This is a genomic window from Emcibacter nanhaiensis (assembly GCF_006385175.1).
GTDB classification, from domain to species: Bacteria; Pseudomonadota; Alphaproteobacteria; order Sphingomonadales; family Emcibacteraceae; genus Emcibacter; species Emcibacter nanhaiensis.
Map to the genome: position 1 here is coordinate 202,287 of NZ_VFIY01000010.1, position 24,613 is coordinate 226,899.

General features: G+C 57.7%; 25 protein-coding genes. 9 read left to right on the top strand and 16 right to left on the bottom strand.

The window, feature by feature from the left end; all coding sequences use genetic code 11:
* Positions 1–49: 49 nt before the first annotated feature.
* From FIV46_RS10425 to FIV46_RS10440, 4 genes are all read right to left on the bottom strand, one after another.
* A complete protein-coding gene (locus FIV46_RS10425; protein ID WP_139940858.1) occupies positions 50–1,036 on the bottom strand; it encodes a flavin reductase in 987 nt (328 codons plus the stop codon).
* A 69-nt stretch (positions 1,037–1,105) separates the two neighbouring features.
* Positions 1,106–1,927, bottom strand: coding sequence for an alpha/beta fold hydrolase (locus tag FIV46_RS10430; protein WP_139940859.1), 822 nt, complete (start codon positions 1,925–1,927; stop codon positions 1,106–1,108).
* A 36-nt stretch (positions 1,928–1,963) separates the two neighbouring features.
* Positions 1,964–3,193, bottom strand: a complete 1,230-nt coding sequence (locus tag FIV46_RS10435; RefSeq protein WP_139940860.1) for an LLM class flavin-dependent oxidoreductase — start codon at positions 3,191–3,193, stop codon at positions 1,964–1,966.
* Between the two features lie 131 nt (positions 3,194–3,324).
* On the bottom strand, positions 3,325–4,494 hold the full coding sequence (locus FIV46_RS10440) for an acyl-CoA dehydrogenase family protein (RefSeq protein WP_139940861.1): 1,170 nt from the start codon (positions 4,492–4,494) through the stop codon (positions 3,325–3,327).
* 302 nt (positions 4,495–4,796) lie between these two features.
* Between FIV46_RS10440 and FIV46_RS18085 the strand changes: the two genes are divergently transcribed.
* The 8 genes from FIV46_RS18085 (at position 4,797) to FIV46_RS10475 (ending at position 10,943) form a co-directional block, all read left to right on the top strand.
* Entirely contained in the window at positions 4,797–4,952 is a 156-nt protein-coding gene (locus tag FIV46_RS18085; protein WP_181163181.1) for a hypothetical protein, read from the top strand.
* 4 nt (positions 4,953–4,956) lie between these two features.
* Complete coding sequence (locus tag FIV46_RS10445) at positions 4,957–6,681, top strand: FAD-binding protein (RefSeq protein WP_139940862.1); 1,725 nt, start codon at positions 4,957–4,959, stop codon at positions 6,679–6,681.
* 112 nt (positions 6,682–6,793) lie between these two features.
* Positions 6,794–7,456 (top strand): GntR family transcriptional regulator, encoded by a 663-nt coding sequence (locus FIV46_RS10450; RefSeq protein ID WP_139940863.1) that lies wholly within the window; start codon positions 6,794–6,796, stop codon positions 7,454–7,456.
* A gap of 345 nt (positions 7,457–7,801) precedes the next feature.
* A complete protein-coding gene (locus FIV46_RS10455) occupies positions 7,802–8,791 on the top strand; it encodes a dihydrodipicolinate synthase family protein (RefSeq protein WP_219846079.1) in 990 nt (329 codons plus the stop codon).
* Between the two features lie 39 nt (positions 8,792–8,830).
* Complete coding sequence (locus FIV46_RS10460) at positions 8,831–9,097, top strand: hypothetical protein (RefSeq protein WP_139940864.1); 267 nt, start codon at positions 8,831–8,833, stop codon at positions 9,095–9,097.
* Positions 9,098–9,123: 26 nt separating this feature from the next.
* Positions 9,124–9,948, top strand: a complete 825-nt coding sequence (locus FIV46_RS10465) for a DODA-type extradiol aromatic ring-opening family dioxygenase (protein ID WP_139940865.1) — start codon at positions 9,124–9,126, stop codon at positions 9,946–9,948.
* Positions 9,945–10,538, top strand: a complete 594-nt coding sequence (locus FIV46_RS10470; RefSeq protein WP_181163182.1) for a 2-hydroxychromene-2-carboxylate isomerase — start codon at positions 9,945–9,947, stop codon at positions 10,536–10,538. The genes FIV46_RS10465 and FIV46_RS10470 overlap by 4 nt, the downstream gene beginning before the upstream one ends.
* Before the next feature lie 87 nt (positions 10,539–10,625).
* The gene (locus FIV46_RS10475; RefSeq protein ID WP_139940867.1) at positions 10,626–10,943 is read left to right on the top strand and encodes a 2Fe-2S iron-sulfur cluster-binding protein; all 318 of its coding nucleotides are present in this window, start codon (positions 10,626–10,628) and stop codon (positions 10,941–10,943) included.
* Positions 10,944–11,051: 108 nt separating this feature from the next.
* Here the strand turns inward: FIV46_RS10475 and FIV46_RS10480 are convergent, their stop codons facing one another.
* From FIV46_RS10480 to FIV46_RS10520, 9 genes are all read right to left on the bottom strand, one after another.
* Entirely contained in the window at positions 11,052–12,257 is a 1,206-nt protein-coding gene (locus tag FIV46_RS10480) for a CaiB/BaiF CoA transferase family protein (protein WP_139940868.1), read from the bottom strand.
* Complete coding sequence (locus tag FIV46_RS10485; RefSeq protein WP_139940869.1) at positions 12,257–13,438, bottom strand: CaiB/BaiF CoA transferase family protein; 1,182 nt, start codon at positions 13,436–13,438, stop codon at positions 12,257–12,259. Before FIV46_RS10485 ends, FIV46_RS10480 begins: the two co-directional genes overlap by 1 nt.
* Before the next feature lie 37 nt (positions 13,439–13,475).
* Positions 13,476–14,435, bottom strand: coding sequence for an enoyl-CoA hydratase/isomerase family protein (locus FIV46_RS10490; protein ID WP_139940870.1), 960 nt, complete (start codon positions 14,433–14,435; stop codon positions 13,476–13,478).
* A gap of 50 nt (positions 14,436–14,485) precedes the next feature.
* Entirely contained in the window at positions 14,486–14,791 is a 306-nt protein-coding gene (locus tag FIV46_RS10495; RefSeq protein ID WP_139940871.1) for a hypothetical protein, read from the bottom strand.
* A 120-nt stretch (positions 14,792–14,911) separates the two neighbouring features.
* Complete coding sequence (locus FIV46_RS10500) at positions 14,912–16,072, bottom strand: LLM class flavin-dependent oxidoreductase (RefSeq protein WP_139940872.1); 1,161 nt, start codon at positions 16,070–16,072, stop codon at positions 14,912–14,914.
* Between the two features lie 91 nt (positions 16,073–16,163).
* On the bottom strand, positions 16,164–17,333 hold the full coding sequence (locus FIV46_RS10505; RefSeq protein WP_139940873.1) for an amidohydrolase family protein: 1,170 nt from the start codon (positions 17,331–17,333) through the stop codon (positions 16,164–16,166).
* 318 nt (positions 17,334–17,651) lie between these two features.
* Positions 17,652–18,677: a 4-hydroxy-2-oxovalerate aldolase gene (gene dmpG / locus FIV46_RS10510; RefSeq protein ID WP_139940874.1), complete on the bottom strand. Its 1,026-nt coding sequence runs from the start codon at positions 18,675–18,677 to the stop codon at positions 17,652–17,654.
* 11 nt (positions 18,678–18,688) lie between these two features.
* Complete coding sequence (locus FIV46_RS10515; RefSeq protein WP_139940875.1) at positions 18,689–19,633, bottom strand: acetaldehyde dehydrogenase (acetylating); 945 nt, start codon at positions 19,631–19,633, stop codon at positions 18,689–18,691.
* 14 nt (positions 19,634–19,647) lie between these two features.
* On the bottom strand, positions 19,648–20,436 hold the full coding sequence (locus tag FIV46_RS10520; protein ID WP_139940876.1) for a 2-keto-4-pentenoate hydratase: 789 nt from the start codon (positions 20,434–20,436) through the stop codon (positions 19,648–19,650).
* A 112-nt stretch (positions 20,437–20,548) separates the two neighbouring features.
* On the opposite strand from FIV46_RS10520, the gene FIV46_RS10525 reads away from it, so the two are divergent.
* Entirely contained in the window at positions 20,549–21,331 is a 783-nt protein-coding gene (locus FIV46_RS10525) for an IclR family transcriptional regulator (protein ID WP_139940877.1), read from the top strand.
* A 190-nt stretch (positions 21,332–21,521) separates the two neighbouring features.
* Here FIV46_RS10525 and FIV46_RS10530 read toward each other — a convergent pair whose 3' ends face one another.
* The 3 genes from FIV46_RS10530 to FIV46_RS10540 form a co-directional block, all read right to left on the bottom strand.
* Entirely contained in the window at positions 21,522–22,217 is a 696-nt protein-coding gene (locus tag FIV46_RS10530; RefSeq protein WP_139940878.1) for a fumarylacetoacetate hydrolase family protein, read from the bottom strand.
* 84 nt (positions 22,218–22,301) lie between these two features.
* Positions 22,302–23,072, bottom strand: a complete 771-nt coding sequence (locus tag FIV46_RS10535) for a 2-keto-4-pentenoate hydratase (RefSeq protein WP_139938583.1) — start codon at positions 23,070–23,072, stop codon at positions 22,302–22,304.
* A gap of 14 nt (positions 23,073–23,086) precedes the next feature.
* The gene (locus tag FIV46_RS10540; RefSeq protein WP_139938585.1) at positions 23,087–24,553 is read right to left on the bottom strand and encodes a 2-hydroxymuconic semialdehyde dehydrogenase; all 1,467 of its coding nucleotides are present in this window, start codon (positions 24,551–24,553) and stop codon (positions 23,087–23,089) included.
* Positions 24,554–24,613: the final 60 nt, after the last annotated feature.

Below are 24,613 nucleotides of genomic sequence, written 5' to 3' on the forward strand. Positions count from 1 at the left end.
AAAAGCGCACAACTGGCGCAATTTCGGCAATGGTCGCCTTATCGTTTAGCTAAAGGCTTTCATTGTCCGTGCGTTCCCACGGATGCGGTAGTCCGGGGTTCGTCTCCACTATGAACCCTTTAAGCAGATTTTTGAGGGCGCCCCCTTCCCACGTGCCAAGCTTGTCGAGGAAGTCTGCCTCCGTTGCTTTCGCGGCGCCCAACAGGCCCAGCGCTTTTTCTTTACCGGTGTCAGTTACACCGTAAAGGTCGACATTGTTATCACCGGCCTTTTTTTCGATCAGCCCCTTCTCCAACAATGAAGCCAGGGCGCGGGCCGCCTCTTCGCGGTCACTATCAAGGAACACACTGTTGCAAAGACCGTCTGCGCTGCGCCAGTTGCTGTGAAACAAGGTGCTCAGAATGAGGAATTCCTGATCGGATAAATCTGAAATCGGTGCCTGCTTTCTCATCTCACAGTGAAACTGGAAATAGGCTCGCCACAGCAGGTACCCCAGAAAGTCTTCCTTGAACTCGGAACTGCCGGCAGGAAGCAATGGCGCTTCACTGGCCTTGCGGGCGGCAACGGCATATTTGCCAGCCTGGAAAACCAGCGGCGGCACATCGTCGCGTACCAGGTCAACGACTTCACCGACAAAAATAATATGGTCGCCGCCTTCATACCGATACACCGTCTTGCACTGCATCCTGGTACAGCAGCCGGACAGCAACGGCGTTTTACCCAGACCGTCTTCCACATCCAGAGCAGCGAATTTGTCCTCGCCGCGGGAGGCAAACCGGTTGGACAGGTCTTCCTGGTTCGCGGCAAGAATATGGATCGCGAAATATTCCGCCTCCTGAAAGACCGAAAGACTGTGGGCGCTTTTCGCCAAGCTCCACAGAACAAGCGGCGGTTCAAGGGATACAGAGCTGAAACTGTTTGCCGTGACCCCGACGGGTTCCCCGTCCGCGCCGCGCGCGGTAATTACCGTCACCCCCGTGGTAAAAGTACCGAGGGCGCGACGAAATTCCATTGAATCAAAAACTGGTTCTTTCATTATTCACTCTTTATGCGTTCACATGGTGGAAATGCTGAGCAACACACCATGTGAACGCCACTCAATCTTCTAGGAAATGAAACCCTTGACGTCCGCCACTGCGTCGTCAATTTTTTCCATCTGCAGGATATGGCCGCAATTCTCGTAGATACGAGCCTCGCAGTTCTCGATCCCGCTGGCGAAGTCCTCGGCATAGACCGCGGGCACGACCCGGTCATCACGGCCCCAGACAATCAGCGTGGGAATGGAAATCCGGTGCAGGCGGCTGCGCATGCCGGTATCGGGGAACGGCCACAGGAACTTGCCGGCGCAGCCCAGGTTCCAGACACTCTGCGCTACGTGCATCGGAATATCTTCAGGATTTTCCGGCAGGGCAAACATGGCCTGCGCCGCGGGAATTGAAGGATCCTTGAACACATAGCCCGGAAGCGCCTCCGGCGCTGCCGCGTAAAGATCGGCAAGGCCGAGCGGGGCATCGTCCCGCCACAGGCCGCAGGGCGCCAGCCCCACCAGGCGACTGAACAGGGTGGGGAAGTAAGCCGCCAGGTCACAGGCGATCATGCCACCCATGGACTGACCCACTGCAATCGCTCCACCCAGGTCAAGCTTGCGCAGCAGTTCTTCATACATGAGAAGAAGATCATTATAGTTGCCAACCTTGTGAATGGCGTAGGGATCGCCCGGTGTGGTGCCCGGCAATTCCGGCGCATAAACCGTATAGTCCTCCGCCAGCTTGTCGAGGAATTCATCCCAGTAAAGGCCGGCGGCCGGATGGAAATAAACCAGTGCCGGGCCGCTGCCCGCAATGCGCACCCGCATATCGATCTCGCCATTCCAGACGCTTACAGTTTCGTCCCGTTCAGGCCCCTTGAGTGTTGTATTATTGCTCATCTCGTCTAACTCCGAATCTTTCTCTGCAGTTGCGTCTTATTTGGACAGGCCGGTCGGCCACCAATGGTTATGCCAGTCGTCCGCGCCGAAGGTTTTTTCCCACTCCTCGCGCAATCGCGGCATTACCTTTTCCGCAAGCAGGCTGATGTTCTTCTTGGTCAGCTCCGTCGGCATGGAGCCATGCTGCGTCATCAGCAGCAGGTTGCCGATGCGGTGCTCCTTGACCAGCTCCAGGAGCTGTTCTGTCACTGTATCCACGCCGCCCACGATACAGGCCTGTGAATCGACGATTTCCTCATAGGTGGCAGTGCGCATTTTCGGGAACAGGCCGAAGTCGCCCGGGTCCTTGGTAATGGCTTCAACACCGCGGATGTCCATATACCCGGGGATGCCGAGGCTGCTCGGCGGAATACAGCCGAGGCCGGTGTTAAATCCGGCTTTTACGTGCGGACCATATTCGCGATGCGCTTCTTCATCGGTCTCGCCAACAGCGACACACTGCAGGAAGGACAGGCGATAGGGGTTGCGGTCGCGACCGCGCTCTTCAGCCATATCCCAATAGCGCTTGAACACGCGGCCGGTAAGTTTCGGACCGAACCAGCTGAGGTACAGGAACACCTGGTTACGGTCGAGAATGCCGCCGAGGGTATGCGGGTTGCCCACCGCCGGTGACCAGACCGGCAGGTTCGGCTGGACCGGGCGCGGCCAGATATTGACATGGGGATGTTTGCTGAATGTCCCGTTGAAGGCAAACGGCTCCTTCTCCTTGTGCGCCCTGTCGATCAGCTGGATATTCTCGGCAAAGCGGGCCCGGGTTTCAATCGGCGGGATGCCCTGGTTCTGGTTGGAATCGTAACTCAGGGAGATCGGGAAACCGGCAATCAGGCGGCCGCCGCTGATCTGGTCAAGCACGGCATATTCCTCGGCAATGCGCAGCGGCTCCTTGGATTTGCCAAGAGCCCGGCCGAGGCAGGCCAGTGCCGTGTCAAGGCCTTCCGACTGGGTGGCATAGGCCAGCGCCGCCAGCTGCAGGTTCGGGTTCGGCAGGACATCATAGGAGGCCTGACTGTGTTCTGTCAGGCCGATGCCGTCAAACCCGCAACGGGCGGCATGCAGCATTTCGTCCAGGAAGTGGACATGATCCTGATGCATCAGTTTCGAATCCACCAGCTCGAAATAAGGTGTCTTCACAACAGAATTATATTTTTCTGCAAAATCATCAGGCAGATGCCGGTACGGCAATTGCTGGAAGGCTAATACTTTCATTATTTTCTCCTATTCAGCGCGACCCCTCGCGCTCCTTGTGGCGCCCTGCGCCCAGTCCATTTCCATTCTAGAATGTTAATAAAATGGGCACACAGATGCCCCTCAACATTATTATCTGGCTTACGCTGAACCTAGATGAGGTTCAGCGTGTTGGGGTGCCCCATGTGCATCCCGCCATAGTTGCGTGCGTATCCATTGAAGTTAAAGGCCATATGCGTTGTTGCGCTCTGCATGTCGCGGAACGCCCGCTGCAATGAATCGCCTTCGAAGATCGTATGCGCCCCGCTGATGGAATAAAGCCGGGAAGCCGCCTCGGTACAGCCGTGCACGGACTTGGCCATCTCCCACAAATGACGCGCTTTATCAATTACCGGCTGCTCAACACCTTCGTTCGCCGCGTCATAGGCCGCCTGCTGGTTGGCATGGCTCATGGCACGGGCAGAGCGAATAGCATATTCCGTCTCGGCGATATAACGATGCACATCCGGGTTGTCGGCATATTTGGACCGGTCAAAAGCCCCCAGGCGGGACTGGTTGCGCTCGATATACTGATCCAGGATTCCCCGGGCCATGCCTTGCGCGGCAGCGGCCAGCATCTCACCAAAAATCAATACGAAAGGTATCTTGTAGATCGGATCAAAATCCGCCGGCGGTGTCGGCGCCGCGCCGAAAATCGGATGATGACGATGTTCGGGCACAAATACTTTTTCCATCTTCAACCGTTTACTGCCGGTACCGGCAAGCCCCATGACCTTCCAGTCGTCGATGATCTCATAATCGGACCGGGGCACAAAAAACCCGCAGGGGGTCGGCTGGTCACCTTCGGCCCGCGGCGGGCGAATGCCGCCGACAATCGCCCACTCGGCGTGGTCACAGCCACTGGAATAGGGCCACTCACCGGTCAGCAGAAAACCACCCTCGGCCGGCTCCACCTGGCCGGTCGGCGCATAGGCGGAAGACAACAGGACTTCGCGATCCGCGCCCCAGATATCTTCCAGCCCCTGGACCGGAAGATGTTTCACCTCCCACTGATGCAACGCCAGCACGGCGAGCGTCCAGCCGCTTGATCCACAGGCCGACGCCACCTCGAATATGATATCGGTCAGCAAGGAAGGGGACAGCTCATAGCCGCCATATTCTTTCGGCTGGAGAATTTTGAAAAACCCCGCTTCGCGAAAATCTGAAATCGTATCCTGTCCAACGATGCGCTCCTGCTCCACTTTGGCAGCGCGCTCTCTTAATCTGGGCTTCATCGCCCTCGCACATTCAAGAAGGCCTTCCGGCATTACTTTACTCTCCATCCAATTACGATCCCTATATCCGCACCTGACGTCCTGGCAGCGTCTGCATCAGATATTTACTTCATATTACAAGACTTGTTTGATCCCTGATACCAACCTCCACAGGCTTTTTCATCCCTTGCGGCCGGTGCAGGCATTATGTAACATTCTAGAATATATGTAAAGGCTGTTATAAACTATATTCTAGAATTCTAGTATAAATCATGTATAATGAATGTAAAGAGGCACATAAATAAAAGAAATAAAAACCATAACCAAAGGAAATACCACAAGTCGCCACGGGAGGATAAAGCGATATCATCATGAACATAACAGGCGCCGACAAGAACAAAATGCACCCGGATGAACCGGCCATACGCGGGCTGAAACAGGAAAATAAACCGATTCGCGGTCATGCCTCCCTGCTCGCCGGCCGGGAAATGACCGTCGATTTTTTAATATATATTGTGACGGAATGAGGAAATGACGCAAACCACCAACGCCAGTGACTGGGATTATCAGCATGATGTTGTCATCGTGGGATCCGGCGCGGGCGGCATGACGGCCGCACTGATCGCCCATGACCTTGGTCTTGATGCGATTGTGATTGAGAAAAGCAATCTGGTGGGCGGGACAACAGCTGTATCCGCCGGGGTGGTCTGGATTCCGGATAATCCCCACCTCAAATCCATTAGTTATCCGGATTCGCGGGACGACGCCGCCACCTATCTCAGGGAAACTGTCGGCGAGGACTATGATGAGGAAAAGATCGGCGCCTATCTGGACACCGGCCCTGCCCTCGTCAGCTATCTTGAACAACATTCAGAAATCGCGTTCCGCCCGGTGGGGCTTCCCGATTATTACGCCGACCTTCCCGGCGGCAAGGACGGCAATCGCGCCCTCGACCCGCTGCCCCTGAGTGCCCGGGACCTGGGCGAGGACATCAAGATTCTGCGCCCGCCTCATCCGCAGATCGTGGTCGGCGGCATGACCTTTACCACCGGTGAAGTCGCCATCATCCTGCGCAAGGAACCGGGCTGGCTCAAGCTCGTCCTGAAAAGGGCGTTGCATCATTACCTCGACCTGCCCTGGCTTGTTCGCCACGGCAACTCGCCACGACTGACCCTGGGCAACGCCTTGGTCGGCCGCTGCATGCTGAGCCTGAAACAACGCAACATTCCCATCTGGCGCGAAACGAAACTGAAACGCCTCATCAGAGACGAGACCGGCGTTATCGGCATTGTTGCCGAGCGGGACGGCAAGGAAGTCCGTATAAAGGCGAAGAAAGGCGTGATTCTGGCCGCCGGTGGATTTGGCGCCAATCAGGAGATGCGCAAGACCTATCTCACCCGTTCCCCGGAAACGGAACGGAGCGTTGCCCCGGACATCAATATGGGAGACGGCATTTCCGCCGGCATGGAGCTGGGCGCCGACACGCATCTCATGGATGAAGCCTGGTGGATTCCCATCTACCGGCTCAGGGACTCGAAACTGACCTGCGGCATGTTCATGGAGCGCTCCTTCCCCGGTTCCATGATCATCAACCGCCAGGGCGCGCGATATCTCAACGAAGCGGCCAACTATGATGACGCCGGCCGCGCCATGGCAAATGCGAATTCCACTAACGGCCCGGACGTGCCAAGTTATTTTATTTTCGACAAACGGTGCCGGGAAAACTATATCGCCGGCCCGCTGCAGCCGATGCCGGCGGTGATGGACGCTGTGCTGAGCGCGGAAACAAAGGATCTTGTCATCAAGGCGCCCGACCTCAAGTCGCTGGCGGAAAAACTGAATATTGATCCGGTGGCGCTGGAAAATACTGTTGAACGCTTCAATCGCCAGGCGCTGGCGGGCGTGGATGCTGACTTCCACCGCGGCGAGGAAACCTATGAACGCCACTACAGCGATCCCAATGTCGCGCCCAACAGTACCATGGCGCCAATCACCGAGGCGCCGTTTTATGCCATTCCGATTTATGCGGGAGACATCGGGACGAAAGGGGGACTGGTCACGGATAGGGACGCCCGGGTTCTGGACAGGGGTGGAAACACCATCAATGGCCTTTATGCCGCCGGCAACACTGCCGCCTCCATTATGGGCCGCTCCTACCCGGGTGGCGGGGTCACCATCGGTCCATCCATGGTTTTCGGCGCCAGAGCCGCGCTGCATATCGCCGGCAAGGCGCTGACAGACTTGATAAATAAATAGAAAATGGGTTAGAAGTTTGTTTAGCTAACATGTTTTGGTCTAGTATCTTATAATACCAGCCAATTCGACAACAAGAGAGGTCACCAGTTTGCGCAACTTACATACATCGGCTTTGTCTGGAAAGACACGCGCCATTTGCGAGGAAATCGAGAAAAGATTGGTGCGGGGAGTTTATCGTTTCGGCGATGAAATACTGGCGAATGATCTTGTCAAGGAATTCGGCGCCAGCCGCGCGCCAGTGATGGCGGCCATGAATTACCTGCGTGCCGAAGGATATCTGATCATTACACCCCAGGTAGGATGCCGGGTGATCTCCCCCTCCCCGTCAGAGATCGAGGATTTCTTCTTCGTGTACGGCAGGGTGGAAGGCGCCTTTGCCGCCATGGCGGCAGAACGGCATGATGACAAGGGTCTGGCGATGTTGCGTATGACACAACAGCAGATTCAGATTCATACCCCCAAAAAAGGCGAGACAATTACCGAAACCTTTGTCGACCTGGTCGCTGAATTCTATCATCAGATTCACCAGATCTCCAACTCCAAATTCGAGGCGGAACGCGCTGCGAAATATCTGCGGATGTCAGAATTCTTCATGTTCAACAGTAACGCCATGAATGTTCCCGGTGGTGAACCGCTTGAGATAGCCGACAAAGAGAGGGCGGATATCATCGAGGCCATCGCCGCCCGTGACGCCGAGCGGGCAAGCCGACTTATGGAAATCCACGTACAGGGCAAGCCCAAACGCGCTGGCGTCCACCAGAAAGAAGCTTCGTAATACTCCCGCTTACCCCATCGGAAAGAAGGGCCCCTCGGGCCCTTTTTAATTGTCCTTCAAGTCCCTGCCCTGGCTTACCGGTTATCAATAACCGGTAAGAACGGTCGCCCCCACCCTGGTCTATCCGTATATTCCGGCGCAGTCCCCGGCTGACGCCGGCATGATTCATTTGTTGATTTAATATATCTAACCTGCTAGGATGTTAGTATTCCTGGCAAGAGAGAATATGGCCGCTCAGGGCACGCTTCTACTCTTATTTCGCCGGATATTTTTTTAAGTTTCGTTGGGCGTTTCGCAGCCATGCGCCGTTGAGCGCCCGTAATTGATTGAAATAGGACTACAATAATGGCCAAATCAAAATCTCTACTGACCGTCGATGATATCGTCGGTGCCTGGGCAATCATGCCGACGCCCGCCAAACCCGGTTCCGAAAAGTGGGATTCAGAAAATACCGTTGACCTGGAAGAAACTGCCCGCGTGGTCAACGGCCTGATTGAAGGCGGCGTCGACGGTATTCTCGCCCTTGGAACACTCGGCGAATGCGCCACCTTGACCTGGGAAGAGAAATACGAATTCATGGCCACGATGATTGAAGCCGCCGCCGGTCGCGTTCCGGTGTTTGTCGGCACCACCGCCCTGAACACCCGCGAAACCATCCGTGAAACCAGAGCGGCAGCGGAACTGGGCGCTGCCGGCACCATGCTTGGCCTGCCCATGTGGTGCGCCTCCAGCGTCGACACCGCGGTTCAGTTCTACAAGGATGTCGCCGAAGCCTGTCCGGACATGGCGATCTGCGTTTATGCCAACGTGGAGGCCTTCAAGTTCGACTTCCCGACCGCCTTCTGGGCCCAGGTGGCCTCCATTCCCCAGGTCGTGACCAGCAAGTACAATAATCTCGGCAACCTGCTGCAGGACATCGCCGCAACCAGGGGACAGATCAAATTCCTGCCCATTGACGCCGCCTATTACGGCGCCGCCCGCATGGAACCCGATTTTTGCGACGCCTTCTGGACCAACAGCGCCGTCTGTGGCCCGGCTGCGGTGACCAAATTCCGCGATGTGATTGCTGAAGCGAAAAAGACCAATGACTGGAGCGAAGCCAAGGTTATGGCCGGCGAAATCGGCTATGCCCTGTCCACGCTATTCCCCAATGGCAGCTTCAAAGATTTCTCCATGTATAATATCATCCTGGAAAAAGAGCGTATGAACGCCGCCGGCTGGATGGTGGCCGGACCAACCCGCCCGCCCTATCACATCGTGCCCCAGTCTTACCTGGAAGGCGCCCATGAATCCGGACGGCGTGCGGCGGCGTTGCACAAGAAATATTCCGCCTGACACGACAAACAGACTGCGAAAATATATCGGAGGTTTCCAATGACTCAAATAGCGACTGAACGTGCCCTGTGGGACGTCACCAGCGGCCCGGACAAGATCCAGCAATATATGGCTGATCCGGACGCTTTTCTCGCCCCCTACGGGATGAGCGACGAGGAAAAAGCCCTCATGAAAGAGAAAAACGTCAAGGCGCTCGCCGACCAGGGACACAGCCATATGCTGCTGATGCTGTTCTTTGTCGCCGTGTCCGGCGGCTTTTCAGCCCTTCCCGAATATCTCGGCGCCCTGAACGGCCCGGCACAGTAACAACCAAGTAAATCTGGAGACAAAAAATGGCAGAAATCGTAGGTGGCTTTCTTCTTCCGCACGATCCCCTTATCACCGCGGATCCCTCCTCTCCGCCGAAGGAACAGGCAGACGCCGTTATGAACGCCTATGCGCACATCGGCAATCGCCTCAATGAACTGGATATTGATACCGTAATCGTCATCGGCGACGATCACTATACCGTGTTCGGCCCGCACTGCCTGCCGCGGTGCCTGATCGTTACCGGTGAGGCCTCCGGCCCGGTGGAGCCCTGGGTCGGCCTGCCGCAGAAACAGATGCGCATCAACCAGCCGCTCGCCACGCATATCATGCAGCATGGTTTTGATACCGGCATTGACTGGGCCGTTGCGAAAAGCATCGTGCTGGATCACTCCACATCGCAGCCGATTCACCTGTGCTTCATCGACAACCCGAAAATCAGCGCCATACCGGTGCTCGTAAACTCCGGCGTTGAACCGCTGATCTCCAACAAGCGCTGTTACGAAATCGGCCGGAACATGCGTGAAGCGGTACAGTCCTGGGACGGGGCGGAACGCGTCGCCATCTTCGGCACCGGCGGCATCAGCCACTGGGTCGGCATGCCGGACATGGGCCGGGTCAATGTCGAATGGGACAAGCGGATCATGGGCTATATTGAAAATGGCGACATGGACAGTTTCCTGGCCCTTAGTGATGAGGAAATTATCGAACAGTCCGGCAACGGCGGCCTGGAGATCAAAAACTGGATGGTCGCCATGGGCTTCGTCGAAGGCGGCAAGGGCGAGATGATCGAATATCAGCCGATCCCGCAGTGGGTCACCGGCTGCGGCTTTATGGAGGTTGCGGCGTGAAGACCATAGACTTCTATTTTGATATCTATAGTCCCTATGCCTATCTGGCTTTCCACCGCCTGGTGGAAATTGCCGACGCGCATGGCTCCGAGATCAACTATCTGCCCATTGACCTGAAAAAGGCCAAGATCGCGGCCGGCAATACCGGCCCGGCAAACATGCAGATCCCGCCCAAGATCCGTTACCTGATGGCGGACCTGACCCGGTGGGCGAACCGCTACGGCATCCCCTTCGGAGAAATTCCGAAGGGGATGGACTCCAACCGCATCAACCGGGGCGTATTTTTCGCCATCGATCACGGCCAGGCCACAGAGTATATCCGCGAATCCTATGCCGCCACCTGGGGGCGCGGCGGGGATATGTCGAGCGATGAAACCCTGACGGACCTGGCCCAAAAGATGGGCTGGAACCCGGATGAGTTCCTCACCTATATCGCGTCTGGTGAGGCGGATGAACGCTACGCAAAACTGTTCGACCAGGCCGTCGAGCGCGGCGTTTTCGGCGTGCCGATCTATATCATCGACGACCAGATGTGGTGGGGCAACGACCGGCTGCATTTCGTCGAGGAATATCTGGCGGAAAACGCCTGATCTACCGACCAGCCCTGCATTGTCAGAAGCATTGGCGGAAACCAGCGCCGGAGCTTCTGACATTTTTAAACTCACAGGAAGCAAGTTATGCCAGTAATCAAGTTTATCAGCCCCGACGGGGATGAACAGGACGTTGAGGTCGATAACGGCACCAGCATCATGCAGGCCGCCGTTGACAACAGCATCGAGGGTATTGACGGTGAATGCGGCGGGACCTGCAGCTGTGCCACATGTCACTGCTATGTGGACGAAGCCTGGATGGGAAAGGCCGGCGAAGCGGACCCCGTCGAACAGGACATGCTGGAATTCGTCATGGATCACCGGCCAAACAGCCGTCTCGGCTGCCAGATCACCATGAATGACGACCTCGACGGCATCATTATCAGGATCCCGGAAGAGCAGTAATAATTCTCACCTTCCCGATTGCACAGCGCAGATAAAGAACAAGCCGGGGCTAAGGCCCCGGCTTTTACAATTTGAACCCGGCTGCAGCAGGCAGGTTTCCCTTGCTTACTAGCTCATAATCCCCTCATCGTTGAGCTTTTTCTGCTCCTCTTCAGAAAGACCGAGGATTTCCCCCAGCACATAGTCGGTATGATCCCCCAGCTTTGGCGCACCGTCTGTGATCGCCGCCCCCCGGGTCATTTTCGCCCCGGGGCCGACAATGGTTTTGGTCTCGCCGTCAAACTCGGTAACGTCGGGATAGAAGCCGCGCTGCCAGAAGGTCTGGTCGGAGATCAGGTCGAGGGTGTTCTGGCTTTTGCCGGCGGCAATCCCCTTGTTCTGAAGTGCTGCGACCAGTTCCCCGACATCCTGGGACTTAGTCCACTCCCCAACCAGCCGGTCGAGTTCCTCGATATTGGCTGTGCGGCTCGCCAGGCTTGCGAAACGGTCATCCCCGGCAAGTCCCATGACGTCGGCCAGCGCGGACCAGGCCTCATCGGAGGAGACGGCAATGCTGATCCAGTCTTCGCCCTGGCAGGGATAGACGCCATGGGGGGCCATCTCGGCATGACGGTTGCCGTCGCAGGCATGTTCCACCCCGTTCATGGTATACTCCATAACGGTATCGGCAATCATGCCGGTCATGGTTTCACAGGCGGACACATCCACAAACTGACCGACCCCGGTCCGGCGGCTGTGCAGAAGGGCCACGAGGCCGGCATAGGCCGCGGCGGTGCCATAGGTGGAATCCGCATAGCGCACATTAATCCCGGTCGGCGCCTGGCCTTCATAGCCCACCAGGGCACTGAGACCGCCGACCGCGTTAAAACAGGGCGCATAGCCGGTCTGGTAGGCGAGCGGGCCGTCATTACCATACATGCCCATGGAAATATAGACCAGACCCGGATTGATTTTCCGGGCCACGTCGTAGCCGAGGCCAAGCCGGTCCATGGCGCCCGGGCGCAGGTTCTCCACCAGGATGTCGGTCTCTTTCAGGAGATCGAGGATCAGCTGGATGCCCTTCTCGCTTTTCATGTTGATCTGGGCGCTCAGCTTCTGCGGATTGACGGACTGGAAGCCGCGGGCCTTGTTGATGTCCCCGGTCAGGCTGTCATAACGGGTGAGGTCAATGGCGCCCTGGCTTTCAATCTTGATGACTTCGGCGCCAAGAAAGGCGAAATGCTTGCCGGTTTCCGGCCCGGCCCAGACTTTTGATAACTCGACCACGCGGACGCCTTGAAGCGGGCCGCCTCTTTTGCTGTTCACATTGGCCATTATTTCTCTCCTCCACTGACAGACGCCATGGGCTCGTCGCTATGTTGCCCCAGGAGCGGGGCCGGCGACGTGATCTGCGCCGGAGTTTCGCTCATCCGATAGGGCACCGTCGGGTAGAGCGCAGTGCCCTGGACCGGATGGTTGACTTCGGTAAAATACTCGCGGTGCTGATATTGCGGCGACGCCAGCAGATCCTTGGGCGTATTGACCGGCACCAGGGTAATGCCGAGTGCCTGCGCCTCGGCCGCCGCCTCATCCTTGCTTTTGCTCTTGAGCCACTCACACAGGTCGCGCCGGCAGTTCGCGATCCGTTCCGGCGTCAGCCCCTTCATCAGCCAGTCAGACGGAAGATCCTTGGCCCAGTCCGGATGGCCGACAAGCTGTTTATAACCTTCCCAGTGCTGTGGCGTCGCCATGAACACATAGATGAAGCCGTCCCTGCAGGGGAAAATCCCCGCCGGGCCGAACAGGTCAAAGGCGTTGCGGCTGGCGCTGACGTCCATCTCCCCGGCAACAAACTGGGCCAGCACATAGTCGGCGCGCGAAGCCATCACTTCATGCATGGAGACATCGATGAACTGGCCTTTTTTCGACTCTTCGCGCTCATAAAGAGCAGACGCCACATACATAGCGGCTTCCATGCCCGCTTCATAACTGACCAGAAAGCGGCCCGGACCCTTGAGCGGCGGCCGCTGATCGTAACCCCCGCCCGGAGTATGGTAGCCCCAGCCGCTGCTGTGGAAGACGGTCAGGTCCTCTGCGTTTTGCCGGTCCTCCGGCGGGTTCTGGCCGAAAGCGGTGATCGAACAGAGCACCACCCCGGGCCGTTTATCCTGAAACGAGACCGGATCCAGGCCGACGTCCCCAAGCCAGCCGCTCCGGTGGTCATCAATCACCACATCCACATGATCCAGCAACTTGCCCAGCGCCAGCATCCCTTCCTCACGGGACAGGTCAAGGGCTACGGATTTCTTGTTGGTGTTCAGATAGGCAAACAGGCCGCTTTTCTCTGTGCCTGCTTCGCCGCCGGCAAAGGGGCCCATGTTCCGTGTCGGGCTGCCGCTGCCGGGCCGCTCGATCTTGATGACATCGGCGCCAAAATCGGCAAGAAGTTTTCCGCAATATTCTCCACTTACATTTTCCGCAAGCTCGAGAACTCGATAAGTGTTCAAGGCAGTCATTCACGGCTCCCTGTATCTATTGTAATCTCTGCTAAACTCATTTCTTCTCACGACCCGAACGGCTAAGCCGCCATTCCGGCGGGAATTTCTCTTCGGCTTCCTTGACCGCTTTGGCCAGACCTTTTTTCATCACCTCAGGGGTGAGACCGAATTCACCTTCCTCAACCTTTTCGACGCCGCTGGCGGCGAGCCCCTCGAACAGGCCACTCAGGATGCTGCCGAAATATTCGCCGCGCTGCTGCTTATACATTTCCATGAAAGTTTTCTGCATGACGATCCGGTCGGTGGTGCCGTTGTTGGCGCAGGCCAGGGCGTATTTCTGCACCTCGTCTTCCAGCTGATCCCGCGGCACCACCTTGTTAACGAAGTCGCATTTTTCCATTTCGTCGGCAGTAAAGGGACGGCCGGTGAACAGCATCTCCTGGAATTTGCGCAAGCCAATGGTTTCGATCCAGGTCCACATACGCGGGGCAAAGCCCATGTAGCGGAAGGCGGCGTGGCCAAACAGGGCATCGTCGGAGGCAATAACGATATCCGCATCTCCGGCCTGGTAGAAATGCCAGCCGTAGCAATAGCCCTTGACCTCGACAATGCTGATTTTCTTGAATTCCTGCAGGCTGCGGCAGCCGCCACGGACCGAGGCATAATGGGTGCAGATATTCTGGGCGAACCGGAAGCTGTCCATTGCCGGATATTTGACGTCGGCCCCTTCCTCGAAACCAAATTCATAAAGGATATCACCGCTGTACATGCGTTGCTGCTGCTCCGGCAGGTCGGCGCCGGTGCCGAAATCATCCCCCTCGCCGCGCAGCACCAGAACCTTGACCTCATCATCCACATTGGCCTGGTGCAGGAGCTCCGCATAGCGCATCCGCATATCCGTATCCGGCGCATTCATCTTGTCGGGGCGACGGAGAGTGATATAGGCAATCTTGTTCTCGACATCCTTTTCATAGGTCATCATTTCTTCGGCGGTTCTCGTCTCCGCTTTACTCATAACCCTGCTCCTTATCTTTCCTGATCTATTGGGAATCGCATGGCCTGGCCCTACGCTTCCGGCCGCTCGACATGGGCACGAATGGCGCCGGTCTCTGAATCGACCCATCCGTGGCTGGCGGCGTAGTTTATCATTTTTTCGAAATTTTGCTGCCAGCCGGCCTGACCCGCTGCCGGCGCCTGGGAGACAATCCATTCCCGCCTGATAAAGAAATTATCCTGACCGTCAGCGTATCCAACCGACCCGGCCAGTTTTCCTTCTACCTCTTCGATCTCCAGTCCGGACACGATCTTGAAACCGTCGAAGCGATCTGCCTCTTCAAGAATAACGCCACTGTCTGACACGATGATTTGCATCCCTGTTCCTTTTATTTTGCCGCACTTGCCGAAAGACCGGCTGACCCTATTGACGGGAACGGATACCCCGCCGCAGGGACAGGGTATCCGGTCTGAGGTGGCACTCAATTTTTGAGTTGGTTATTTATCTGCCTCCGTCTGGGCCGCATGCTTCTCGAAGGCGCGTTGAGCGGCCTGCTGGAAGGTTTTGAAATATTCTTCCGCGTGCTCACCCTGCCAGTCGAAGGATTTCTGGCGGCTGACGTTGTCGCCGTTGATCTCGGGCAGTACGTAGCGCATCATCATTTCCAGCGAGCGTTTCTTGTTCTCGAAGGTTGCCCAGTTCTTGTCCAGCAGCAGCAGAGTGCCGAAGTCCGGAACTTTTTCTTCCAGGCGACGAATCTGGGCGACCGCATCATCCGGGGTCCCGACCACGGCTTCGCCACGCTCGATCAGGTCCTCCAGGGTCACATCCATTCCTTCGTTGGCCACATGGGCGGTCTGGTTGGCGAAATAGCGCTGGGTAACCTCAAAGCCTTTACGGGCCTGGTCCATGGCTTCATCCCGGGTCTCGGCAATATGCATGTCCGTGGCACAGCGCAGCACTGCCGGATTCATGGTACGGCCATATTTTTCAGCGGTATCACAGGCGATCTTCCAGTTGCCGGCCAGGGCGTCATAGCCATCCGGGCTGGTCGCCGCCAGGCACAGCATCGCCGTATCATATTTTGCCGCCAGGGTACCGCCGCTCGGAGAGAAGGCACTGGCCACACCAATGGGGAGCGAGCCGGGACCGTTATAGGGAAGCAGATGACAATGGGCATCGTTCAGGTCGTACCAGCTGGTTTTCTCGGTCACCCATTCGCCGGCGAGAAGGCGGGAAATCACACTGATCCCCTCGTCCAGCTTGTCACGGGATTCCCGCGCATCCAGGCCCAGCATATGGGCATCGGCAGTCAGCAGGCCGGGGCCGCCACCAAACAGCAGGCGACCGCGGGTCTGGTGGTCGAGCTGGCACAGGCGGTTGGCCGTCATCAGCGGATTATGGTACGGCAGCGTGATCACGCCGGTGCCGAGCTTGATACTCTTGGTCCGTTCCGCCGCCGCAGCAACCATCAGCTCCGGAGACATGATGATCTCGTAGCCGCCGGAATGATGCTCGCCGAACCAGATTTCCGACATGCCGATCTCGTCAGCGAACTGGGTGATTTGCAGATCCCGCTCAATACACAGGGTCGGATTTTCGTAGAGTGGATGGAACGGCGGAATGAACAGGCCGAGCTTTAATCTATTTTTACGCAAGTTATTTCTCCTCAGGTGCTCCCAGAACCCGGACAGGACACATTAAGCAAGGCACCCTGTCCGCGATTATTTCACTCTCCGGAATGGGGCGTCAGATTTTCAGGTATTTGACGATATTTTCGGCGCAGATTTTGCGCGCGTTTTCAACGCCGACCGCATCCACGACACTTTTCAGGGAGGTTCTGGTGTACCCCAGAGTGCTCTCATTGTGCGGGTAATCTGTTGACCACATCGCCCGTTCCACACCGATCCGGTCGATCAGCTCAAGACCGAGCGGATCAACCATGAAGGACGCACACATATGCTTGTTCCAGTAATATTCCGGATCATGCTGCATTTTCCAGTTGTAGGTATGCTTGATGCTGGCATCGATATATTTGGCGTCCTGCAGGGTGGAAACCACCCAGTTGATCCCGCCTTCAAACCAGCCAACCTGCAGGTTCGGATGCCGGTCGAGAATGCCGCCGAAGGTATATTTGCCGAACATCTCGCGGAAGCTATTCACCAGCTGCAACAGGCCCATAGCCACCCGGTTATTCTCGTCATGGCCGAAATCACCTTCGCCGATATGGTGGGACACGGGAATGCCGGAATCCTCAATCTCTTCCCAGACCGGTTGCATTTTCAGGCTGGCATAGTCAATTTTTTCGCCATCAGGGCTGGTCATGGCATTAAGCGGCATCAGGAAGGTTTTCAGCCCCAGCGACTTGAGCTGTTCCAGGTCTTTGCGGGTTTCCTTCGCGTCCCACCAGTTGATCAGGCCGACCGGATACAGCCGGTCCGGCGCCTGGTCCTTCCAGGCGGCGATATAGTCGTTGTAGATCCGGAAACATTCCCCTTTGATCTCATGATCCGGCCAGGCCAGGAGGCCAAGGACCTCGTTGGGGAAAACCAGTGCCTTGGAGACGCCCTCGGCCGACATATCTTCCAGGCGGGCCTCCACATTGGCGGCATCACAGCCGGGCCGCTTCTCAAAATGGCTCACAACTTCAACAAAGGCTTCCGGCAGGACCGACTGGCCCATTACCATTCCGATCTGGAAAACGCCCTGTTCGTCCCGCCACAGGCGCGGTGCGCGGGGTTTCAGGCTTTCAGGCAGATTCTCGAAAAAGATATCCTCACCGACCGACACATGATCATCTGCGGAAAAGACTTCGGTTCCCGCCGGCAACCCAGTATCGCCCTCTTTCTGGGGACTGCGGTCATTGGGCGCACCATGCCCTTCGGGCGGAAAAATATCGGATAAGGGTTCGTCGAACATGTATTGGTCTCCAGTAAAGCTTGGATGTTGTAACTTAACTAACATTCTAGCAGTCTAGACATATGAAATCAACACACTTTCTGTCCGAAACTTCAATTTTCGGATCATATAGACAATTTCAGGATAGACATTTGAGCGAGACTTTCCTGTGAATACGTCCCGCAAATACTGGACTTCCCGAGGATTTTCTCCGGTTCCCCTCCTGCTGCAAAAAAAATGAGCCCCGTCTCCGGCACGCCGGGGACAGGGCTCACACTGCTTTCCGATTTGGTGATTCCAGGACGACAAATCGCCTTGGCAAACAGACTCGGAACCGCCTCAGGCGGCACTTTCCTTTTGCTTGAGAATATCAAGCGCCACATCGACGATCATATCCTCCTGGCCGCCGACCATTTTCCGGCGTCCCAGTTCCACCAGGATCTCGCGCACATCGAGGCCGTAGTTTTCCGCCGCCGTCTCGGCATGACGCAGGAAGGAACTGTATACCCCGGCATAGCCCAGCGACAGGGTTTCGCGATCCACCCGCACCGGACGATCCTGCAACGGCCGCACCAGGTTCTCCGCCGCATCCATTAGCTTGAACACATCACAGCCGTGGTTCCAGCCCATGCGATCGGCCGCGGCGATAAAGACCTCGAGCGGCGCATTGCCGGCCCCGGCCCCCATACCGGCCAGCGACGCATCAACACGGATGGCGCCGTTCTGCACCGCCACAATGGAGTTGGCCACGCCAAGGCTGAGATTGTGGTGGGCATGAATGCCGCGCTGGGTTTCCGGCTCCAGCACATCATCGAAAGCTTTCAGGCGGGCGGCCACGTCATCCATATTCTGGGCGCCGCCGCTATCCACCACATAAACGGTGGTGGCGCCATAGCTTTCCATCAGCTTGGCCTGCTCGGCCAGATGCGCGGGCTCAATCATATGGCTCATCATCAGAAAGCCGATGGTGTCCATACCCATCTCCCGGGCGACGCCGATATGCTGCTTAGACACGTCGGCCTCGGTACAATGGGTGGCGATACGTACGGACCGCACGCCAAGATCATAAGCCCGCTTCAGGTCTTCCTTGGTGCCGATACCCGGCAGCAACAGAGTGGTCAGCACCGCCTTGTCCAGCACGTCGGCCACGGCCTCGATCCATTCCCAGTCAGTATGGGCGCCAAAGCCATAGTTGAAGCTGGAACCGGTCAGCCCGTCGCCATGCGCCACTTCGATGGCGTCAACGCCAGCCTCTTCCAGGGCCCTGGCGATATCGCGCACATGGTCGATACTGTACATATGGCGGATGGCGTGCATGCCGTCGCGCAGGGTCACATCCTGGATATAGAGTTTCTGGTCTGTCATGGTCCTTCTCCTCAGGCCGCCTTGTTGAATTTGAGCCGGGCAATTTTCTCTGCGGTGCCCAGCGCTGCCGACGTCATGATGTCGAGGTTGCCCGCATAGGCCGGCAGGTAGTGCGCCGCCCCTTCCACTTCCAGAAAGACAGAGGTTTTCAGACCCTCAAACTCGCCGTAGCCGGGAATTTTGAGCGGATTGTTGGAGCCGAAACGCTCGAACTGCACCTTTTGTTTCAGCCGGTAGCCGGGCACATAGCTTTGCACGTCCTTGACCATCTGTTCGATGGAGGCCTCGACTTCCGCTTCGTCGGCCATTTCCGACAGGGTAAACACCGTATCGCGCATCAGCAGCGGCGGTTCCGCCGGATTTAGGATGATGATGGCCTTGCCGCGACCGGCGCCGCCGACCTTTTCGATAGCGCGGCTGGTGGTCTCGGTAAACTCGTCAATATTGGCCCGGGTGCCGGGCCCCGCCGAACGGGACGAGATACTGGCCACGATCTCGGCGTAATGTACTTTTGCCACCCGGCTGACGGCGGCGACAATGGGGATAGTCGCCTGACCGCCACAGGTCACCATATTCACATTCGGTTCGGACAGATTTTTTTCCATATTCACCACCGGCACCGTATAGGGGCCGATCGCCGCCGGCGTCAGGTCAACCAGAACCTTACCGGCCGCCCGGCACACCTCGTCATGGTGCTTGTGGGCATAAGCGGAGGTGGCGTCAAACACGATCTGGATGTCCTGCCACTCTGGCATTTTCACCAGGCCTTCGATTCCCTCTGCGGTGATCGGCACGCCAAGACGTTCCGCCCGGGCAAGACCGTCGGAAGCCGGATCCACCCCGACCATGGCGCCCATTTCCAGGACATCGCTGGTACGCATGATTTTGATCATCAGGTCGGTACCGATATTGCCGGAGCCGATGATTGCTACTTTGGTTTTCGCTGCTTGAGACATAACTTTATTCCTTGTTACCGGTCCTGACTGACCGTGAAATTCACTGAGCCGACATTTTCGATTGAGGCTTCGAAGGCGTCACCCGGCGCGATGGGCACCATCGGGCCCAAGGCCCCGGTCAGTACCACATCACCGGCTTTCAGGCCGTTGCCGAAACGAGCGCAGGTTTGTGCAAGCCACAGAGCGGCATTAAACGGATGTCCGAGGCAGGCCTCCCCCTTGCCTTCTGAGACAATTTCGCCGTTGCGCTTGAGGATCATGCCGGCCGCCGCAAGATCGATGTCTTTCCAGTCGCGCACCGGGCTGCCGAGCACATAAAGACCGCTGGAGGCATTATCGGCAACCGTATCGGCGAGGCGGATATCCCAGTCTTTGATCCGGCTGCCGACGATCTCAACAGACGGCATGATGTAGTCAATCGCCTCGACCAGTTCTTCGTAGGTCACGTCCTCATGATCCAGGTCGGCCTTGAGGATCAGGGCCAGTTCGGCCTCCGCCTTGGGCTGATGCATTTTGGAAAAGGGGACTTCAGCGCCGTCGGCATATTCCATGTCGGCCATCAGAACGCCAAAGTCAGGCTGATCGACACCAAGCTGCTTTTGAACGGCCTCGGAGGTGAGGCCGATTTTCCGGCCGCACAGACGACGCCCTTCCTTAAGCCACTGCTTTGTCAGGATGGACTGCACGGCATAGCCGGCTTCGATGGTTTCACCGATCAGCTCCCGCACCGGGGCGCAGTACTGCCTGGTTTCATAGGCTTTGAGAATATTCTCGGCGGCACGCTCTATATTTTCTGTGGTCATTGTCTTCTTTCCCTCATCGCAATCTCCCATATCTTACGCAGGCATTATTTTTAAGCAACTTGCGCCGGCAGCATTATTCCCATAATGTGAGAAAAATTTCTGGAGACCATTGATGTCAGGCACCAAGACCCTGGACAAGGCCATCACCATTTTGAAACTGGCGATTGACAGCAGAAGACCGCAAAATGCCAAGGAAATAGCCGAAGCCATTTCCCTGCCGCCCGCAACGGTCTATCGTCATCTGGCGGTCCTGGAAAAGCAGGGGCTGGTCCGGCGAAGCCCTCAGGGTTCCCTGGGGCCGGGGACGGAGCTGATCGCCCTGGTGGACCAGGGGCTGCTGCACCGTCTTCTGGCGTCTGCGGCGCGACCGATTCTGGCCGAGGTCAGCCGCAAGCTCAAGATGATCTCCCACATCGGGGTATACGAGAATGAAATGGTGACCTATCTGGTGAAATCGGAACCCGAGGGACAAAAAGTCTTCACCCGGGAAAACGAGCAGCTTGAAGCCTATTGCTCGGGGATCGGTAAAATATTGCTCGCCGAACTACCCCAGCAGGATCTGGACGCCTATCTCTCCACCGGCCCGTTTCCGGCCCTGACCGACACCACTATCACCGACCCGGAAAAGCTGCGCCAGGTTCTCGTCCTTACCCGGGAGCAGGGATTTGCAACCGATAACAGCGAGATAGAACCGGGCCTCTATTGCCTTGCCGTCCCACTCCGGAATCTGGAGGGGGAAGCAATCGCAGCCCTGTCCGCCTCCTGCCGGAATGTCGAAACCTATGAGGCAGAAAAAGACCGGATCCGGAAAATCCTCACTGATGCGGCGGTAAAACTGCGGGAATCCCTTTACGGGCGATGGGTCACCAAGCAGTCAACCAGCGCCCGCGACTAAAATAATGAGGACGCCGGCCAAGACCAACGTCCTCATTTTCCAGGATACACATGTCATCTGAAATACCAAGGGATTGGCCTGGCTAAATAAACCATTTCAGCGTGACCATTCCACTGTATCAGACCGGTTCCAACGCACTATCCCGATAGTGAACCCAACATCCGCTTTGCTGCGCTATTTTGCCGAATTCCTATTCCGGCTCACCGATGGTGAGGGTAAGCTCCGGCAATCCTTCAATACTTGCGACCAGACGGTCACCCGGCCCGACGGCGCCGACCCCGGCCGGCGTGCCGGTATAGATCAGGTCCCCTTTCTTCAGGTGCATGGAATTGGAAATGAGGGAGACAATTTCCCGCACAGTCCAGATCATCTGGGAAATATCCGCGTCCTGCCGAACCTCCCCATTGACGCTCAGCCGGATTTCACCACTGGTCAGCTCACCGGTCTTTTTGATCGGCGTCAGGGCGGAACAGGGCGCGGAATTGTCAAACCCCTTGGCCCAGTCCCAGGGGCGGCCCGCATCACGGGCCTTGGCCTGCAGGTCCCGACGGGTCAGGTCGATGCCGATACCGTAGCCGAAAATCATTTCCGGAACCTGCTCTTCCGGAACCCGGAAGCCGTCGGCGCCGATAGCCACCACCAGTTCCCCCTCATAATGGAAATTTTCCGTCTCCGGCGGATAGGGAATGGTACTGCCGCTTTCCACCACTGCATCGGCCGGCTTGGTGAAAAACATCGGCTCGCCCCGGGTCGGCTGAAGTCCCATTTCAAGGGCATGGGCTTCATAGTTGCGGCCGACACAGAATATGCGACGGACCGGGAAGCGGGCGTCGCTGCCAGCGATCGCCACACTGGGAATGGCGGGGGGCTCAAAGATATAACTCATGTCGATGTCTCCTCCTGATCAGTTCTATGATTAACTGATCACCGGCCGGACACAATGAAAATATTGCTGCCCCTGCCCCCCTGCCTATTTCACATTGAAGGTGACCGGTGTCATATTTTCGGTGTCGAGCCGGACGCTGATCCCGGGAGTGAGGGCCTCTGCCGCAGTGGCGCCGCCGGCCATCACATGCCAGCCCGCCTCGAGCCGGCCGCCGTCTTTGCCCACCAGCCGCGCCGCCCCGATGAGGGCCCGCAGCGGATCGCCGAGAATGGCAGAGGTGGAGCCGGACTGCACCTCTTCGCCGTCAAAGCTGATCGCCATGGCGAGATCGGCAATGTCGGTGTCGGCCGGATACCAGTCGCCGACCACATAGCTGGAGGTGGAGGTGTTGTCCGCCACCACATCCGGCAGATTGAATTTGAAATTCTCGTAGCGGCTGTCGATGATCTCCAGCGCCGGCGCCACGGCGTCCACGGCGGCCAGCGCTTCCTCGGGGCTCACCTCGCCGGCCAGCGGCGCCCTGAGGCGGAAGCAGATTTCCGGCTCGACCCGGGGATGAACATAATGTTTGAGGTCGATCTCGCCGCCGTTGTCCACCAGCATCACATTGGTGAGCCGGCCCCAGATCATTTCCTTGAGCCCCATCTGCTTCATCTTGGCTTCACTGGTGAAGCCCATCTTGACCCCGACCTGATGCTCGCCGCGGGCGTAGCGCCGGGCGAGCGAGAGCGCCTGCACCTGATAGGCTTCTTCCAGGGTCAGGTCGTGACCGGTTTCCGACAGCTGCGGAATCGCCGTCGCGGTACGCGCGGCGTCATCAACGATTTTAGCTATTTCGTTCAGGTCTTTGCTCATCTCAATGGGTCTCCCTACAACTTGACGCAGACGTTTCTCAGTTCGGTATAGAATTCCAGGCTGTGCACCCCGCCCTCGCGGCCGATGCCGGACTGCTTGGTGCCGCCGAAAGCGGTGCGCAGGTCGCGCAGGAACCAGCTGTTGACCCAGCAGATGCCGCAGTCGATCTGTGCCGCGACCCGGTGACCGCGGGACATATTCTCGGTCCACACTGCCGACGCCAAACCGTAAACCGTGTCATTGGCCCGCGCGATCACTTCCTCTTCCTCATCGAACGGCGTGATATGGCAACAGGGGCCGAAGATTTCTTCCCTCATGACCGCACTGTCGTCGCCAAGCCCGGTCCAGATGGTCGGCTCGACCCAGGCGCCGTCCTTCAGGTCGTCCGGCATGTCCGGCACGCCGCCGCCAATGACCACGGTCGCGCCCAGGTCTTTGGCCAGCTTGTAATAGCCCAGCACCTTCTGCTGATGCTCCTTGCTGATCAGCGGTCCCATGTTGACGGTTTCGTCTTCGGGACGGCCCAGCTTCAGGCCCTCGGCCCCCGCCTTGAGGCGGGCGACAAATTCATCAAAGACCGGCCGCTCGACAAATACCCGCTCGGTGCCGAGGCAGACCTGGCCGCAGTTGGCGAACACCGAACGCATGGTGCCCTCGATGGCCTTGTCCATATCACAGTCGGCAAAGACAATGGCCGGGTTCTTGCCGCCGAGTTCGAAGGAGACATCGCGCACCCCTTCGGCCGCCGCCTTCATGATCGCGGTGCCGGTGCGGGTCTCGCCGGTAAAGGTGATGGCGTCGACGCCCGGATGTTCAGTCAGGAACGCCCCGGCGCTGTCCGGCCCGAAGCCGTGCACCACATTGAACACGCCCCTGGGCACGCCGGCGTCATTCATCACTTCGCCGAGCAGGGTCGTGGTCAGCGGCGTCTCCTCGGACGGCTTGACCACCACGGTATTGCCGCAGGCCAAGGCCGGGCCCACCTTCCAGGTCATCAGCAGCAGCGGCAGGTTCCACGGCGAGATCACCCCGATCACCCCCTTGGGCGTGCGCACGCCGTAATTCTGCGCCCCGGCCCCGTCCGGCGTCTCGAGGAAAAAGCCTTCGGTCGGCACATTCCTGATCACGTCGGCAAAGACCTTGAAGTTGGCGGCGCCGCGCGGAATGTCGATATGGCTGGCCAGGCTCTTCGGCTTGCCGGTGTCGAGGCATTCGGCCTCGAGGAATTCGTCAAACCGGGCGGTGATGCCGTCGGCGACCCGGTACAGCATCCTGACCCGCTCCTCCACACTCATGCGGCCCCACGGCCCCTTGAGCGCCGCCCGCGCCGCGCTGACCGCGGCGTCAACCTCTTCGCGCTTGCCCTCATGCACCAGGCCGATCAGGCTGCCGTCGACCGGACAGCGGTTTTCAAAGGTGAGCCCGGACGATCCGGCGGTATATTCCCCGTTGATAAAATGAAGACTTTCTCTGTCTGACATGATCATTCCTCAAGTGTGAGATGAAAGAAAGATGGTCCCCGCCATGGGAGCAGCGGGAAC

What these genes read in the sequence shown, in the direction of transcription:
- FIV46_RS10540 (WP_139938585.1), bottom strand. Translation starts at nt 24,553, where the DNA reads ATGTCAGACAGAGAAAGTCTTCATTTTATCAACGGGGAATATACCGCC.
- FIV46_RS10525 (WP_139940877.1), top strand. Translation starts at nt 20,549, where the DNA reads ATGTCAGGCACCAAGACCCTGGACAAGGCCATCACCATTTTGAAACTG.
- FIV46_RS10515 (WP_139940875.1), bottom strand. Translation starts at nt 19,633, where the DNA reads ATGTCTCAAGCAGCGAAAACCAAAGTAGCAATCATCGGCTCCGGCAAT.
- FIV46_RS10455 (WP_219846079.1), top strand. Translation starts at nt 7,802, where the DNA reads ATGGCCAAATCAAAATCTCTACTGACCGTCGATGATATCGTCGGTGCC.
- FIV46_RS10445 (WP_139940862.1), top strand. Translation starts at nt 4,957, where the DNA reads ATGACGCAAACCACCAACGCCAGTGACTGGGATTATCAGCATGATGTT.
- FIV46_RS10535 (WP_139938583.1), bottom strand. Translation starts at nt 23,072, where the DNA reads ATGAGCAAAGACCTGAACGAAATAGCTAAAATCGTTGATGACGCCGCG.
- FIV46_RS10505 (WP_139940873.1), bottom strand. Translation starts at nt 17,333, where the DNA reads ATGTTCGACGAACCCTTATCCGATATTTTTCCGCCCGAAGGGCATGGT.
- dmpG (WP_139940874.1), bottom strand. Translation starts at nt 18,677, where the DNA reads ATGACAGACCAGAAACTCTATATCCAGGATGTGACCCTGCGCGACGGC.
- FIV46_RS10490 (WP_139940870.1), bottom strand. Translation starts at nt 14,435, where the DNA reads ATGAGTAAAGCGGAGACGAGAACCGCCGAAGAAATGATGACCTATGAA.
- FIV46_RS10495 (WP_139940871.1), bottom strand. Translation starts at nt 14,791, where the DNA reads ATGCAAATCATCGTGTCAGACAGTGGCGTTATTCTTGAAGAGGCAGAT.
- FIV46_RS10520 (WP_139940876.1), bottom strand. Translation starts at nt 20,436, where the DNA reads ATGACCACAGAAAATATAGAGCGTGCCGCCGAGAATATTCTCAAAGCC.
- FIV46_RS10440 (WP_139940861.1), bottom strand. Translation starts at nt 4,494, where the DNA reads ATGGAGAGTAAAGTAATGCCGGAAGGCCTTCTTGAATGTGCGAGGGCG.
- FIV46_RS10460 (WP_139940864.1), top strand. Translation starts at nt 8,831, where the DNA reads ATGACTCAAATAGCGACTGAACGTGCCCTGTGGGACGTCACCAGCGGC.
- FIV46_RS10530 (WP_139940878.1), bottom strand. Translation starts at nt 22,217, where the DNA reads ATGAGTTATATCTTTGAGCCCCCCGCCATTCCCAGTGTGGCGATCGCT.
- FIV46_RS10430 (WP_139940859.1), bottom strand. Translation starts at nt 1,927, where the DNA reads ATGAGCAATAATACAACACTCAAGGGGCCTGAACGGGACGAAACTGTA.
- FIV46_RS18085 (WP_181163181.1), top strand. Translation starts at nt 4,797, where the DNA reads ATGAACATAACAGGCGCCGACAAGAACAAAATGCACCCGGATGAACCG.
- FIV46_RS10425 (WP_139940858.1), bottom strand. Translation starts at nt 1,036, where the DNA reads ATGAAAGAACCAGTTTTTGATTCAATGGAATTTCGTCGCGCCCTCGGT.
- FIV46_RS10465 (WP_139940865.1), top strand. Translation starts at nt 9,124, where the DNA reads ATGGCAGAAATCGTAGGTGGCTTTCTTCTTCCGCACGATCCCCTTATC.
- FIV46_RS10485 (WP_139940869.1), bottom strand. Translation starts at nt 13,438, where the DNA reads ATGACTGCCTTGAACACTTATCGAGTTCTCGAGCTTGCGGAAAATGTA.
- FIV46_RS10475 (WP_139940867.1), top strand. Translation starts at nt 10,626, where the DNA reads ATGCCAGTAATCAAGTTTATCAGCCCCGACGGGGATGAACAGGACGTT.
- FIV46_RS10435 (WP_139940860.1), bottom strand. Translation starts at nt 3,193, where the DNA reads ATGAAAGTATTAGCCTTCCAGCAATTGCCGTACCGGCATCTGCCTGAT.
- FIV46_RS10480 (WP_139940868.1), bottom strand. Translation starts at nt 12,257, where the DNA reads ATGGCCAATGTGAACAGCAAAAGAGGCGGCCCGCTTCAAGGCGTCCGC.